Annotated in this window: 15 protein-coding genes; 8 read left to right on the forward strand and 7 right to left on the reverse strand. The window is 64.3% G+C overall.

The features are described 5' to 3' along the window. Positions 1–47 precede the first annotated feature (47 nt). Positions 48–485: a PaaI family thioesterase gene (locus AX702_RS02635; RefSeq protein ID WP_066775825.1), complete on the forward strand. Its 438-nt coding sequence runs from the start codon at positions 48–50 to the stop codon at positions 483–485. Beyond that, positions 482–862 (forward strand): PaaI family thioesterase, encoded by a 381-nt coding sequence (locus tag AX702_RS02640; RefSeq protein ID WP_066775826.1) that lies wholly within the window; start codon positions 482–484, stop codon positions 860–862. The genes AX702_RS02635 and AX702_RS02640 overlap by 4 nt, the downstream gene beginning before the upstream one ends. On the opposite strand, the gene AX702_RS02645 is transcribed toward AX702_RS02640, so the two are convergent. The 3 genes from AX702_RS02645 to AX702_RS02655 form a co-directional block, all read right to left on the reverse strand. Next, on the reverse strand, positions 846–1,997 hold the full coding sequence (locus AX702_RS02645) for a PQQ-dependent sugar dehydrogenase (protein WP_066775855.1): 1,152 nt from the start codon (positions 1,995–1,997) through the stop codon (positions 846–848). The genes AX702_RS02640 and AX702_RS02645 overlap by 17 nt on opposite strands. A gap of 87 nt (positions 1,998–2,084) precedes the next feature. Then, positions 2,085–2,525, reverse strand: a complete 441-nt coding sequence (locus AX702_RS02650; RefSeq protein ID WP_197420477.1) for a VOC family protein — start codon at positions 2,523–2,525, stop codon at positions 2,085–2,087. Beyond that, positions 2,522–3,826, reverse strand: a complete 1,305-nt coding sequence (locus AX702_RS02655) for a UDP-glucose dehydrogenase family protein (protein ID WP_066775828.1) — start codon at positions 3,824–3,826, stop codon at positions 2,522–2,524. The genes AX702_RS02650 and AX702_RS02655 overlap by 4 nt, the downstream gene beginning before the upstream one ends. 170 nt (positions 3,827–3,996) lie before the next feature. On the opposite strand from AX702_RS02655, the gene AX702_RS02660 reads away from it, so the two are divergent. Further along, on the forward strand, positions 3,997–5,412 hold the full coding sequence (locus AX702_RS02660) for a sugar transferase (RefSeq protein WP_066775830.1): 1,416 nt from the start codon (positions 3,997–3,999) through the stop codon (positions 5,410–5,412). 4 nt (positions 5,413–5,416) lie between these two features. Here the strand turns inward: AX702_RS02660 and rfbA are convergent, their stop codons facing one another. The 4 genes from rfbA to rfbC all read right to left on the reverse strand — a co-directional run bounded on the left by rfbA (position 5,417) and on the right by rfbC (position 8,934). Next, positions 5,417–6,283 (reverse strand): glucose-1-phosphate thymidylyltransferase RfbA, encoded by an 867-nt coding sequence (gene rfbA, locus AX702_RS02665; RefSeq protein ID WP_066775836.1) that lies wholly within the window; start codon positions 6,281–6,283, stop codon positions 5,417–5,419. Continuing rightward, entirely contained in the window at positions 6,280–7,185 is a 906-nt protein-coding gene (rfbD, locus tag AX702_RS02670) for a dTDP-4-dehydrorhamnose reductase (RefSeq protein WP_066775838.1), read from the reverse strand. Before rfbD ends, rfbA begins: the two co-directional genes overlap by 4 nt. A gap of 121 nt (positions 7,186–7,306) precedes the next feature. Then, complete coding sequence (gene rfbB / locus AX702_RS02675) at positions 7,307–8,359, reverse strand: dTDP-glucose 4,6-dehydratase (RefSeq protein WP_066775839.1); 1,053 nt, start codon at positions 8,357–8,359, stop codon at positions 7,307–7,309. A 14-nt stretch (positions 8,360–8,373) separates the two neighbouring features. Next, positions 8,374–8,934, reverse strand: coding sequence for a dTDP-4-dehydrorhamnose 3,5-epimerase (gene rfbC / locus AX702_RS02680; protein WP_066775841.1), 561 nt, complete (start codon positions 8,932–8,934; stop codon positions 8,374–8,376). A 170-nt stretch (positions 8,935–9,104) separates the two neighbouring features. Between rfbC and AX702_RS02685 the strand changes: the two genes are divergently transcribed. From AX702_RS02685 to AX702_RS02705, 5 genes are all read left to right on the forward strand, one after another. Beyond that, positions 9,105–10,385 carry a right-handed parallel beta-helix repeat-containing protein gene (locus tag AX702_RS02685; protein WP_066775843.1) on the forward strand — a complete coding sequence of 427 codons (1,281 nt, stop codon included), beginning with the start codon at positions 9,105–9,107 and terminating at the stop codon, positions 10,383–10,385. A gap of 82 nt (positions 10,386–10,467) precedes the next feature. Then, on the forward strand, positions 10,468–11,106 hold the full coding sequence (locus tag AX702_RS02690; protein WP_066775845.1) for a class I SAM-dependent methyltransferase: 639 nt from the start codon (positions 10,468–10,470) through the stop codon (positions 11,104–11,106). A 114-nt stretch (positions 11,107–11,220) separates the two neighbouring features. Continuing rightward, positions 11,221–12,582 carry an O-unit flippase-like protein gene (gene wzx, locus AX702_RS02695; protein ID WP_156455325.1) on the forward strand — a complete coding sequence of 454 codons (1,362 nt, stop codon included), beginning with the start codon at positions 11,221–11,223 and terminating at the stop codon, positions 12,580–12,582. Continuing rightward, positions 12,579–13,640 (forward strand): glycosyltransferase family 2 protein, encoded by a 1,062-nt coding sequence (locus AX702_RS02700; protein ID WP_082745941.1) that lies wholly within the window; start codon positions 12,579–12,581, stop codon positions 13,638–13,640. The genes wzx and AX702_RS02700 overlap by 4 nt, the downstream gene beginning before the upstream one ends. 5 nt (positions 13,641–13,645) lie before the next feature. Further along, positions 13,646–14,360 (forward strand): glycosyltransferase (locus AX702_RS02705; RefSeq protein WP_156455326.1); only part of this gene is annotated, 715 nt, incomplete at its 3' end.

The following is a 14,360-nucleotide window of genomic DNA, read 5'->3' on the forward strand; positions in this document are numbered from 1 at the left end:
ATGCCGTGAATGTTGCACCGTGACCAAGCCGGTGTCACACGGCACGCATGAAGATCGATGAGGCTCTGAGCGACATCTTCGGTATGGAGGATGTGCGGTTCGGCGGGCATGGCGGCCGGCTCGGCATCGCCTATCGCGCGCATGGCGAGGACTGGTGCGAACTGACGCTGCCATATCAGGAAGACATGATTGGCGATGAAGAATCCGGTGTGATCGCCTCCGGCCCGATCTTCGCCCTGATGGATATCGCCACCAGCCTTGCCACGATGCGCAAGCTGGGCCGCTTCGTTCCGCACGCGACGCTCGATCTGCGGGTGGATTACCTGCGACCAGCGAAGCCGGGTCAGACCGTGATCGGCCATGGCGAATGCTACGCCATCAAACGGTCGATCAGCTTCGTGCGCGGCCAGGCGCATGACGGGGATCCGATGGATCCAATCGCCCACGTTTCGGGCACCTTCATGTTCCTGGGAGATGGTGCATGAAGCTGCCCCCCTATGCCGATCTTCTGGGCGCCACGTTGGAATGGGAGGCTGGCCTTCCTCTATTGGCCATGCCGTTCAGCCGCGACGTGCTCGGCCGTCCTGGCTTCGTCCAGGGAGGCGCGATCACCGGGCTCATCGAAGTGGCAGCGCTCGCCGCGCTGCGCCATCAGCTTGCCGGCGAAGGCGGCGGGAGGGTCAAGCCGATCAATGTCACGATCGACTTTATGCGCGGTGGTCGCGAGCGGGTCACGTATGCGGCCGGGACCGTGACGAGGCTCGGCACCCGCATCGCCAATGTCGAGGCGATCGCCTGGCAGGAAAGCCGCGACAAACCGATCGCCTCAGCGCGGATGAACTATCTTATCTCGCGGGCGTGAGCCGGATCATCCGGCCTTGCGAACCCTGACCGCCATCTTCCAGCACATAGATCGACCCATCGGGCGCCTGCTCCACTTCCCGGATGCGAGCGCCCATGTCCCATTGATCCCCTTTTCGCGCTTCCGTTCCATCGAGATCGACCCGCACCAGCGCCTTCGAAGAGAGCCCGCCGATAAAGGCGTCGCCTTTCCACTGCGGGAACATGTCGCCGGAATAGACCATCAACCCGCCGGGAGAGATTACCGGCGTCCACCAAACCTTGGGCGCTTCGAACCCGTCACCAGGGCTGTGATCCGGGATCGGCCGGCCATCATAGTGGTCACCGTTTGAGACCTTCGGATAGCCATAGTTGCGTCCGGGAAGCACAAGGTTCAGCTCGTCGCCGCCCTTGGGCCCCATTTCCTGCTCCCACAGATTGCCCCCCGAGTCGAAGGCGATGCCCAGCAGGTTGCGATGGCCATAGCTCCACACTGCGGGATGGAAGCCCTGCGCGGCCAGTGGGTTGCCAGGTGCTGGCTTGCCGTCGAGCGTCAGCCGCAAGACCTTGCCAAGTGTCGCCTTGGGATTCTGCGCAGGATCGAACTTCTGCCGCTCGCCATTGGTGAAAAAGATGAAGCGACCATCGGGCGAAAAGGCGATCCGGCCCGAATAATGCCCCGCGCCCGGCACCAGCGGCGTCGCGCGGAAAATGATGTCGATCCCATCCAGCGTCTCGGCGCCGGCCTTGGCATCATTCAGGATGCCGCGAGCCAGCACTACCCCCTTGCCGCCCGCCTCCGCCGAGGACCAGCTTAGATACACCCGCTTCGACCGCGCGAAGTCGGGCGCGAGCACCACGTCCATCAACCCGCCCTGTCCTTCGAAATCGGCGGGCAGTTTTGCAATCTCCACGCGGCTCTTGCCGTCGGCAGCGACCAGGAGGAGTTGCCCGTGCTTTTCCGTAACCAGCATTCGCCCATCCGGCAGGAAGGTCATCGCCCACGGATTCTCGAAATCAGCGATCACGGTGCGCGCGAAGGGCTGCGCTGTAGCGGTTGTGGTTGCCGGCTGTTCTCCCGCGGGCACGGAAGCCTCTGGTTCGGCGGAACAGGCAGTGGCGGCCAGCAAAGCGGCAACGAACAGGCTGCGTGAGATCACGATATCTCCTTGGGTCGGCACGGCATCAAAATCATTGGAAACGGCCGGCAGTTCCGCTCTTCTGCCGGGCATGCAGCATGGCGCTCAGGCCAAGCCGGGCCGGTCCGCGTCATTTTTCCACAGACCAGGTGTGGCGAGTTCGAGCACGTGCCCTTCGGGATCGTTGAAATACAGGCTGCGCCCTCCGGCAGGCCATGTGACCTCCTGAGTGATCGCCACACTTTGCGCGATCAGATACGCTCGCCACCTGTCGTAATCGTGCGCTGCAATCGCGAACGCCATATGCAGCGGCCCGTGGCCGTCATGCCCCGGGATCGTGCCGCGGGGGGTCACGACATCCTCGACGGACTTGCCCCGGGCGAAGACGAGCAACACACCGCCATGCCCCGCGTCGAATGCGGTCAGGCGATCGCTTTCGATCATCGCGACGAGCCCCAGCACATCGCGGAAGAACGCCACCGACCGCGCCATGTCATCGACATAGAGCGCGGTTTCGAGCAATCCCGCGATGCGCGGCCGCGTCACCGGCCGACCGCGCTATAGCTGAAGCCCGCGCGCTCCGCGTCCTGCCGCTCGTAGATGTTGCGGAGGTCGACCAGAACGGGCGCCTTCATGGTGTCCTTGAGGCGACCGAGGTCGAGCGCACGGAAGGCATCCCATTCGGTGACGATTGCCACGGCATCCGCCCCGTCCGCCGCTTCATAAGGATCACGGCAATAGACAAGCGCCGCCGGCATCACTGCCTTGGCGGCCTCTGCACCTTCGGGATCAAAGGCCCTCACCGTGACGCCAGCGTCCATCAGGCTCTGCACGATCGCGATCGACGGAGCGTCGCGCATGTCGTCGGTATTCGGCTTGAAGGTCAGGCCAAGGATCGCAACCGTCTTGCCGCGAGGATCGTCGCCAAGCGCCGCCACCACCTTGCGCCCCATCGCCCGCTTGCGCGCGTCATTCACCTTTACCACCGCTTCCACGACATGGACGGGCGTGTCGAAATCCTCGGCCGTCTTGAGCAGCGCGAGCGTGTCCTTGGGGAAGCAGGAGCCGCCATAGCCGGGACCTGCGTGGAGGAACTTGCGCCCGATACGATTGTCCAGCCCGATGCCGCGCGCCACGTCCTTGACGTCAGCGCCCACTGCTTCGCACAGGTTCGCCATTTCGTTGATGAAGGTGATCTTGGTCGCCAGGAACGCGTTGGCTGCGTACTTGGTCAACTCGGACGTGCGGCGCCCAGTAAACAGGATCGGGCTCTCGCCCAGATACAACGGGCGGTAGATTTCGCGCATTACCTCGCGTGCGCGCTCGTCGTCGGTGCCAATGACGATTCGATCAGGGCGCTTGAAGTCCCCGATTGCTGCGCCCTCGCGTAGGAACTCCGGGTTGGACACAACGGCAAACTCGATGTCCGGCCGGGTATCGCGCAGAATCTCCTCCACCCGGTCACCGGTTCCGACCGGCACGGTCGATTTGGTCACCACCACCAGCGGGCCCGTCGCGGCACGCGCGATCTCCTCGGTGGCGGCATAGACGTATGACAGGTCCGCATGGCCGTCGCCGCGCCGCGACGGCGTGCCAACCGCGATGAACACCGCATCGGCGCCGGCCACGCCCGCCGCCAGATCGGTCGTGAAGGTCAGCCGGCCCGCCGCCACGTTGCTGGCGACCAACTGGTCCAGACCGGGTTCATAGATCGGCATGCGCCCGGCATGCAGCGCCTCGATCTTGCTGGCATCCTTGTCCACGCAGCACACCGCATGGCCGAAATCAGCAAAGCACGCCCCAGAAACAAGCCCGACGTAACCCGAACCGATCATCGTAATGCGCATGTGCTGGTGCCCCCTGTTCGACAGCCTGTCCCGATGGCCGGTGCTGCCGCTTCACGCTCTACGTAGTGGACGGGATTTCATCAACCGGCGGCTTTTATGCATCTGGCCGGCGCAACCCTGCATGGGACAGCTTTGCCTTGGCGCCCGTCCGGCAGTATGGGGGCGCTCGCATGCATCAGTATCGTAAAAGCGTGAGCGGCGTTCATCGCCTGCCGTCGACCGGCTTCGGCATCGGCCAAGTCAGCACGCGCGATCGCCGAAAGGCGCGCCTGCACTGTTACCTGGCACTGATCTGCAGCGACATCGCAGTGATCGCCTTGTCGTTCATCATGGCGAACACGTTCGTCAATCTGACGGCAGAGATACCGATCGAGCACGGCTTCGTGATGCTGGGGGTGATCCTGCCGCTGTTTGCGTTCCAGGCGAGCAGCAACGGCACCTACGGGGCGGCGACGCTCAACGATGCCAACCTTGGCGCGCGGCGTGCAGCGAGCGCTTTGACGATTGCTGGCGGCGTGGTGCTACTGATCGCCTATATGCTGAAGGCCAGCGCCGGCTTCTCACGCGGCGTGTTCGTGATCGGCTTCGTTGCCTCCTTTGTTCTGCTGATCACGGCAAGGAAGCTTCTGCAGCCGGCAATCCGTCATATGCTGGCAGGTTCAGCGCATACGACGCTGGTGATCGAGGACGGCATCAACTACACCCCTCAGGGCGACGAGGCCGTTTTGACGGCGGCTGCTCTGGGCTTTGAGCCGGGTACCAAGGACCCGCGCGCGTTTCACCACCTCGCCCGTACCGTTGATTGCGCGGATCGGCTGATCATCGCCTGCTCACCGCAACGCGCCGCAGTCTGGGCGCCGGTGCTCCGAACATTGTCCGTGGACGGTGAAATCCTGACAGACGTTCAGGACACGATCGGGGCCATCGGCATCAATCGCATCGGCGAGCATCGGACCATGGTCATCAACGCCGGCCCGATGACCTTTTCGGCGCGGGCGCGGAAGCGGGCGTTCGACATCGTCTTCTCACTTGCAGCGCTGATCGCGCTTGCCCCTGTTCTTCTCGCAACGGCGATTGCCATCCGGCTGGAAAGCAGCGGCCCGATCTTCTTCCGGCAGGAGCGGATCGGGCGCGGCAACACGATCTTTCGCATCTTTAAGTTTCGCAGCATGTACACCGATCTGACAGATGCCGCGGCGGACAAGCTGACTCAGGTGGGCGACCCGCGCGTTACCCGAGTGGGCGCCTTCATCCGGCGGACGTCGATCGACGAACTACCGCAGCTTCTGAATGTTCTGACCGGCGACATGAGCGTCGTCGGTCCGCGCCCGCACGCATTGGCGGCGAAGGCAGCCGACGTGCTCTATTGGGATGTCGATGCGCGTTACCGCGAACGGCATGTCATCAAGCCAGGGATGACCGGCCTAGCGCAGGTGCGCGGCTTTCGCGGCAACACACATCAGCTGGAAGACCTCACCAACAGGCTTCAGGCCGATCTTGAATATGTCGCCACCTGGTCGCTGCGGAACGACCTTTCGATTATTCTGCGTACGCTCAAGGTGATGCGGCACGACAACGCGTATTGACGGCTCAGCCGTCAATAGCGTTCAGGATTGCGCGGCCGTAATTAGTTTTCTTGAAACGCTCGCCGGCTGCGCGCGCCTCGGTTTCGCTGATCCAGCCCTGTAGGTATGCGATCTCCTCCAGACAGGCGATCTGAATGCCCTGGCGGTGCTGGAGGGTGCGGACGAACTCGCTCGCCTCGAGCAGGCTGTCGTGGGTGCCGGTGTCGAGCCAGGCGTAACCGCGGCCCATCTGTTCGACGTAGAGGTCGCCGGCCTCCATGTAGAGGCGGTTAAGGTCAGTGATCTCCAGCTCGCCGCGGGCCGAAGGCTTCAGGTTGCGGGCATAGTCGACGACGCGATTGTCGTAGAAATACAGGCCCGTAACCGCACAGTTCGACTTTGGGTTCGCGGGTTTTTCCTCGAGGCTGAGCGCCCGGCCGTCCTCGGCCAGTTCCACCACGCCGTACCGCTCGGGATCCTCGACGCGGTAGCTGAACACCGTCGCGCCGTGGGTGCGATTGACCGCGCTGGCCAGCAGGTCGGTCAAATGCGCGCCGAAGAAGATGTTGTCGCCCAGCACCAGCGCCACGTTATCGTCGCCGATGAAGTCCGCGCCGATGGTGAAGGCCTGCGCCAGCCCCTCCGGGCGGGGCTGCTCGGCGTAGCTGATCTGAAGGCCGAAGGGCGAGCCATCGGCGAACAAGCGCTTGTAATTGTCCAGATATTCCGGGCTGGAGATGATCAGCACCTCGCGGATACCGGCGAGCATCAGCACCGACAGCGGGTAATAGATCATCGGCTTGTCATAGACCGGCAGCAGCTGCTTGTTCACCGCCAGCGTCGCCGGGTGGAGCCGCGTGCCGGATCCGCCGGCGAGAATGATGCCCTTCATGCTTTAATGTCCTTTTGGGCGTGCCCGATCAGTTCGTCGAGGATGTCGCTGAGCGCGTCCTGCCAGGGGCGCGGCGCGATGCCATAAGCGGCGCGGATCGCGTCGTGGCTGAGCAGCGAATTCGCCGGTCGCCGGGCTGGGGTCGGATATTGATCGGTGGTGATCGGGGTGACCTTGGCCGAAACTCCGCCACGATCGGCCGCCTGGCGGAAGATTTCGGCCGCAAAGCCCGCCCAGCTCGTTTCGCCGGCGTTGCTGAAGTGAAAGGTGCCGGTCGGCGCGCCTTCATCCTCGACCAGCCGCAGCGTGATCGCCATCAGCGCCTGCGCAAGATCCGCCGCGGCTGTCGGCGAGCCGCGCTGGTCGTCGACCACCGTCAGCGTGTCGCGCTCCGCCCCGACGCGCAGCATGGTCTTCACGAAATTGTTGCCGTGCGCCGAGACGACCCAGGCCGTGCGCACGATTGCATGGCGCACGCCGCTGGTCCGCACCGCCAGCTCGCCGCCCAATTTCGATGCGCCATAAACGCCGAGCGGCGCGACGGGGTCGTCGACTTCCCAAGCGCCAGCCTTGTCGCCAGCGAACACGTAATCGGTCGACACCTGGACGAGCGGGATACCGGCGTGCGCGCAGGCCTCGCCAAAGGCGGCGGGCGCCATGGCGTTGACCGCCCAGGCGGTGACGACATCGCTCTCCGCCTTGTCGACCGCGGTATAGGCCGCGCCGTTGATCACCGCGGCCCATGGGCGTTGCGCCACTTTGGCGGCAATCGCGGCGGTATCGGTGAGGTCGAGATCGGCGACGTCGATCGCGGCGATTTCATAGCCCTCCGGCCAGGCGCAGCGCTGAAGCTCGGTGCCGAGCTGGCCGTTGCCGCCAGTGACAAGGATTGCGTGCGTCATGCGGAGGCTCCTTCGTCAGACCGGGCTCGTCCCGGCATCCAGCGGGTCGCACATTCGCCGGCCGCTGGGTTTGCGGCGCCCTGGATGCCGGCACAGGGCCGGCATGACGGATGCTTGCGGCTCACGCCGCTACGCCGCGCCGCTGCGCCGCGCCGCGCTCGACGATCGGGCGCCACCAGCTCTCATTGTCGAGATACCAGCGCACCGTCTTCTCGATGCCGGTCTCGAACGTCTCCTCGGGCCGCCAGCCAAGCTCCTGCTCGATCCGGGTGGCGTCGATCGCATAGCGCTTGTCATGCCCCGGCCGGTCGGCGACCGAGGTGATTTGTGTCGCATAGGGCTTGCCGTCGGCGCGCGGGCGGAGGCGATCGAGGATGGCGCAGATCGTGTGCACCACCTCGATGTTCTGCTTCTCGTTGAACCCGCCGACATTGTACGTCCGGCCAAGCTCGCCGCGCTCGAACACCGCCTGCAGCGCGCGGACGTGATCCTCGACGAACAGCCAGTCGCGCACCTGATCGCCCTTGCCGTAGACCGGCAGCGGCTCGCCATCGAGCGCCTTGGCGATCATCAGCGGCACCAGCTTCTCGGGGAAATGGTACGGGCCATAGTTGTTCGAGCAATTGGTGATCAGCACCGGCAGGCCGAAGGTGTGGCCCCAGGCCGACACGAGATGGTCGCTACCCGCCTTCGACGCCGAATAGGGCGAGCGCGGATCGTAGGGCGTGTCCTCGGTGAACAGGCCTTCCTCACCCAGCGAGCCGTACACTTCGTCGGTCGAGATGTGGTGGAAGCGGAAGCGCTCCTTGGCGTCGCCCTCGAGGCCCTGCCAATAGCTGCGCGCCTCGGCCAGCATCGTATAGGTGCCGACGACATTGGTCTGGATGAACGCACTCGGGCCATCGATCGAGCGGTCGACATGGCTTTCCGCCGCGAGGTGCGTGATGACGTCGGGCTTGAACTCGGCGATCGCGGCGCGGACCGCCTCAGCATCGCAGATGTCGCCCTGCACGAAGCGATAGCGGTTCGATTGCGCTACCCGCTCGACGGTCGAGAGCGTGCCGGCATAGGTCAGCTTGTCGAAGTTCAGGACCTCATGGGTCGTGTTCTCGATGAGGTGACGGACAAGGGCCGAGCCGATGAAGCCGGCCCCGCCGGTGACGAAGATACGCATGCGTGATTGGTCCTTCAGGCGAGCGGGGTCAGCGGATTGCCGTCATAGGCGAAGGGGCTGTCGAAATCGGCGAGACTCGGCAGCTTCTGATCTTTTTCCGACAGTTCGGGCGTCACGCCCGCGGGAATCGGCCAGTCGATGCCGACCGAATCCCAGCGGATCCCCCCGTCGGTCTCGGGCGCATAGGTGTCCGAGCATTTGTAGGTGACTTCGCAATCCGGCTCGAGCGTGACGAACGCATGCGCGAAGCCGACCGGGATGAACAGCTGGTGGCCGTTATCGGCGCTGAGTTCCGCGCCGACCCACTGGCCGTAGGTGGGGGAGCCGCGCCGCACGTCCACCGCCACGTCGAAGATCCGCCCCCGGATGCACCGCACCAATTTGTCCTGCCCCCGTGGCGGCGTCTGGAAGTGCAGCCCGCGCAGGGTGAAGGGGGGGACGGAGAGCGAGTGATTGTCCTGCACGAACCGGCAGGTGATGCCGAGCGCGGCGAACGCAGGCTCCGAATAGACCTCGGTGAACCAGCCACGGGCATCGCCATGGCGCTTGGGACGGATGAGCTGGACGGGTGACATGGCGGCTTCCTAGCCTGCACGCTGCATCACAGCAATTATCGGCACCAAATCCCCCCAGCATCATTGAGCCATTCCGAGCACATTGGTCAGCCGCGTTGGCGGTGCCGGCCACGTGCCATTCAGTTACGGATGCTCAGACGGGGGCAGGCATTGTCAAGCAGGAGACACAGATGAGCGACCCGATCCGGATCAATCGGCGCTGGGTTCTGGGCGCGACCCTGGTCGGTGCGGGCTCCGCCGCATGCGGCAACGTGGCGCAGGGCGAAGGCGGCATCGACGTTCGCGACTATGGTGCCAAAGGCGACGGGATCGCCGATGACGCCGCCGCTTTCCAGCGGGCGATCGACACCGCCGCCAAACAGGGCGGCGGCGTGGTGACGTTCGGACCGGGAACCTATCTCATGCGCTATCGCGCGTCCGACGATGGCGACGGCGGCAGCGCCATCACACTGCGATCGGGCGTGACGCTGCAGGGTACCGATCGGGACCGGTGCATCATTCGCGTCGCCGATCGCCAGCATGGGCCGGGCACTTATGCGCGCACCATTGCGAGCAAGGGCGAGATCGCCCGAGCCGCGCTGCGATCCTTTACCATCGACGGCAACCGGGCCGGCCAGGGGCAGTTCAAGGACGATTTCGGCGGCGGCGCGGTGCTGCTCGGTTGGAAGGGGCGCTGCGTCGAGATCACCGTCGAGGACCTGGTGGTGCGCAATGCGGTGGGCCAGGGGATCATGCTCCAGGGCTCGATCGAGAATGTCTCCCGGCGGCTGCGGATCGCCAACAACCGGGTGGAGGGCACCGCCTTCATCGGCATCCAGTGTTCACAGTTCGATGGCGTGTCCATCACCGGAAACCGCGTTCTCAACTGCTATGACAATGGCATCGACATCTATGGTGACGATACCAAGGGCCATTCCACCGTGGCGACGTCTCGCAACGCGACCATCACGGACAATGAGATTCGCGGCTGCAGCATCGGCGTTTTCCTGGAAACGGTGGCCGACAGCGTGACGGCGCGCAACATCATCTCCGGCTGTCGCATCGCCGGCGTTCGCGTGAACCGGATCCATGGCGAACCGCGCAATCTGACCATTGCCGAAAACCAGATCAGTGCCACGCCCATCGGCGTCGCCATCGGTGGCGACACCGGCGGCGTGATGGTGCGAGACAATAGGATCGAGGGTTTCAAGGTCGCCGGCGTAGAATTCAGCTACAATGTCAGCCGAATCACGGTGACCGCAAACCGCTTTCGCCCGGCAACCGCCGAAACGCCCATCATCCTGGGCAAGCCGACGATCGAGAACGCCAATCCCGCCGAGCAGCTGGCGCATATTCGCGTGAGTGGAAACCGAATCCCCGCCGGTCACGCGCAGAGTAGCCAATTTGTCAATCGATACAAAAGGACTGTCGACATCATGGTCGGGGAGTTCTCTACCCTCCCGAGATCCTGACATAGGCCCAGACGAAAATACCTGATTGCAAATTCTCCCGCCGCTCGACTTAATAGCCGGGTCGATCTTGCGGGAGCGGTACATGACTGAGGTCAAAGGCGCCTATCATGATCTTGTACGAAGCGACGTCTTCGATATCATCCCACAGCCCGCCGGGCGGGTGCTCGATCTGGGCGGGGGTGTCGGCGCGACCGGCGCCGCACTGAAGCAGGCTCGCGGGGCAAGCCATGTCGTGGTCGCTGACCTGGTGGCCGACCACGCCATCGAGGAAGTGGACGCGGCGGTCAGCGGCAATCTGGAAGATCTGGACTTTCTAAACCGGTTGCTAAAAGAGCACGGCCCGTTCGACACGATCCTGTGCCTCGACGTACTGGAGCATTTGCGCGATCCATGGGCTGTTGTCGACACGCTCGCCAGCGGCCTGGCAAAGGACGGCATGATCGTCGCCAGCATCCCGAACGTGAATCATCACAGCGTCGTCCTCCCGCTCATGCTGCGCGGCCAGTTCGAGTTGCAGGATGCCGGCATCATGGATCGCACGCACATCCGCTGGTTCACCAAGGAGACCGCGATCGGCCTGATGACGAGAGCGGGGTTGAAGCTGGAGGCGGTATCCGGCTATCTCGGCCGCAAGCAGAAGTTGTTCAACTTCGTGACGCTGGGACGATTTTCGCGGTTCATGATCATGCAATATCTGATCCGCGTGCGCCGTTCGGCATAACCGCACCGGTCGCATCCGGGCGCGGTAACAAGACAGGCTGCCGGAACAGACGACCGATCCCAATGCGGTATTTCACAACGACGCCGGCCATCCTGCCGCGCTTCCAGCGACAGGGTGCGTAAACACTTGATCGTCCACATACGTCGGCACCGCGCGCTCGCCATCGGCATGACCGCGCAGGTCATTCAATTCGGCTCCGCACTGGCGCTCGTCCCCTTCATGGTGACGCGCTTCTCCGCGTCGACGGTGGGGCTGTGGTACATCTTCGCCACCATGCAGACGCTCGCCTTGGTATGCGACTTCGGCTTTCAGCCCAGCTTCACGCGCGGCATCGCGCTTGCCCTTTCGGGTGCACGGCAGCTGGAAAAGAAGGGGCTGGGGGAAGCGGTTCCCGCCGACCAGCCGCCGAACTATCGCCTGGCGGCGGAGGCGGTCGCGGCGGCCCGCCGCTTCTATCGCTGGCTGGCAGTGGGCGTGATGCTGCTGCTTCTGCTGGCCGGACTGCCCTATATCACCGCTCTTGCGCGCCAGGGTGACGTATCCGTCACCTCGGTGCAGATCGCCTGGGTGATCCAGTGCTGCGCCATCGGCCTCACCTTGTCGTTCCTGTGGATCACGCCGGTTCTGATGGGATCGGGACGGGTAGAGCAGAACTATCTGTACATCATCGCCAATCGCGCCACCTTCTCGCTTGCCGGAATCGCGGTGCTGATGCTGGGCGGTGACCTTATCGCTTTGACCGCCACGCTGGTCGCAACGCAGGTGTTCGCGCGGCTGCTGGCGCAAAGATTGATGCGTGGGGTGTTGGGACCAGAGGATTCGCGGCTGGTGGATCGAAGCGCCGCGCGCCACCTCCTGCGTACGCTTGCCCCCAACGCCGGGCGGATGGGCGCCGTTGCGATCGGCGGCTTTCTCGTCACCCGGTTCAGCCTTTTTGCGATTTCAAGCTTTGTCGGTGTCGCGATCGGCGGCGTCTATGCGCTGTCGCTGCAATTGTTGATGGCATTGTGCGCCGCCGCCCAATTGCCAATGCAGGTCGCCATGCCACGGCTGATCGCTGCCCGGGTGGCACATGACAAGGCGGCGCTGCGGCTATCCTTCAACGGCGCGATGATCGCCTTTGCCCTGATCTACGTCCTGGGCGCCGCCTTCATCCTCTTCGTCATGCCGGTGTTCCTGGAGATGATCGGGAGCAATCTGTCTTTGCTCCCCCTCCCGACACTGGCACTGCTCGCCTTTATCGTCCTGCTGGAAGGCTTCCACTCCAACGCCGCCTTTTTCATCACCACCGCCAACAACGTGCCCTTCTTGCGCCCCGCCGTGCTTTCGGGCGCGGCCGTTGCCGCCGGCGCGTTGCTGCTGGGATGGAGCGGCGCGGGGATCACGGCGATCGTGCTGTGGCAAGGCACGGTGCAGCTCGCCTATAACAACTGGCGCTGGCCGTTGATGGCCTGGCGTGAGATCGCACGGACATGATGGACCAATCGCAACCGGCCAGTGACGGCGAACGCTTCATCTGGCGCCCGAGCCCCGATGCCCCGCTGCCCACGCTCGACAGCGAACGCCTGTTCGCCAGCGATTCCGCCGACACCGCCGACATTCGCCTGACCATCGCGATCCCGACCTATCGGCGGCCGGAGCTGATGGCGGAGACCGTCGCCAGCATCCTGGCGCAGACCGACCTTGACGGCGTGGAGCTGCTGATCGTCGACGATGATCCTGCCACCAACGGGGAAGCGGCGCTGCTGGCGGCCTTTCCGCGCCTGCGGGACATTCCGTTTCGCTATTACCGCAACACGGTGAATGCCGGGCTCTTCGGCAACTGGAATCGCACCTTGGCGCTTGCACGAGGCAGCTGGTTCACGCTGATCAATGACGATGACCTGCTCGCCCCCGGCTTCGTGGCGGCGATCCGCCACGCGCAGGCGGCCGAGCCTTCCGCCGATGCGATCGCCTGCTCGCTGCGCTTCCTCGACCAGCGCGACGGCAGCGGCGATACAAGCGCTCCGCTGCCAGCGAGCGAGCGGGTGCGCAACATCTTCCGCTTCGGCCTTTCGTCGCGACGCCAGCTCAAGCCCAAGCAGATGTTCTTCGGCAGCATCGTGGGAAGCGGGCTTGGCCTGGTCGTCCGCACGGAGGTGATCCGGGCGCTCGGCGGCTATCGGGCAGCCGATTACCCGTCGGCCGATTATTTCTTCATGACCCGGCTCGCACGCTTTCACCGGTTCATCCAGTTGCGGGATGCGCTCGCCATCTCCCGCGTCGCGGACAATGTGTCGAACCGGCCGGAAACGCAGCTCGGCTTCCTGAAGCGTCAGGCCCGGCTTCAGGAAGCGCTGCTGGACAGCGGCGTGGCGCCACGCTGGTGGCGCCGTCTGCGCCCGGTTTCGCTTGGCATCGCGCTTCGCCACACCAACAATTACTGGCATCAACAGTTCGCACCCGAGGACGTCGCGCGCGAGATCGCCGCGCCAATCTCCATGCGGCACCTTCGCCCGGTGCGCTGGTACCGGCTGGCGATCGGGGCCGTCTGACAGCGATGACGAGCGGCGATCCCCTGCGCATCCTGAATGTCAGCCAGAACTACCATGTCCGGGGCGGCATGGACGTCGCCATGTTCCGGCTGGAAGAGATTCTGCGCGCCCACGGCCAGGTCGTAATACCGTTCGCCGCCGCCGATCCCGCCAATCGGCCGACCGAGTATGAACATTATTTCCCGCCCGCCTCCCCGACGAGCGAGACGCGCGCGTCGGACCTGTTGCGGACACTCTATTCCCCCAAGGCACGCCAGGCGATCGGACGCATCCTGGACGAAGAGCGGATCGATCTGGTCCACCTTCACAGCTACTTCAAACGGCTGACCCCGGCGATCCTGCCGGAGATCGCCAGGCGCAACATCCCCATTGTGCAGACGCTGCACGAATATCGCGCCGTTTGCCCGATCTCGCTGCTTTATCGTGACGGCCATGTGTGCACCGACTGCCGCGGCGGCAGATATGCGCAAGTGGTGCGGCACCGCTGCGCCGGCGGATCGCTGGTGCGCTCGGCATGGAACATGGCGGAGATGCGTCTGTCCGACATGCTGGGGCACAAGAAGGTCATCGCCCGCTATCTGGCCATCAGCAACTATCAGCGCGACATGCTGATCGCGATGGGCATGGACGGCACGCAGATCGAGACGATCTACCATCCCGTCGCCATTCCCGATCTCGCGCCCCATGCGCATAGCGATGGTGACGGCTATGTCCTCTTCG

The organism is Sphingomonas sp. CCH5-D11 (genome assembly GCF_001557395.1).
GTDB lineage: Bacteria > Pseudomonadota > Alphaproteobacteria > Sphingomonadales > Sphingomonadaceae > Sphingomonas.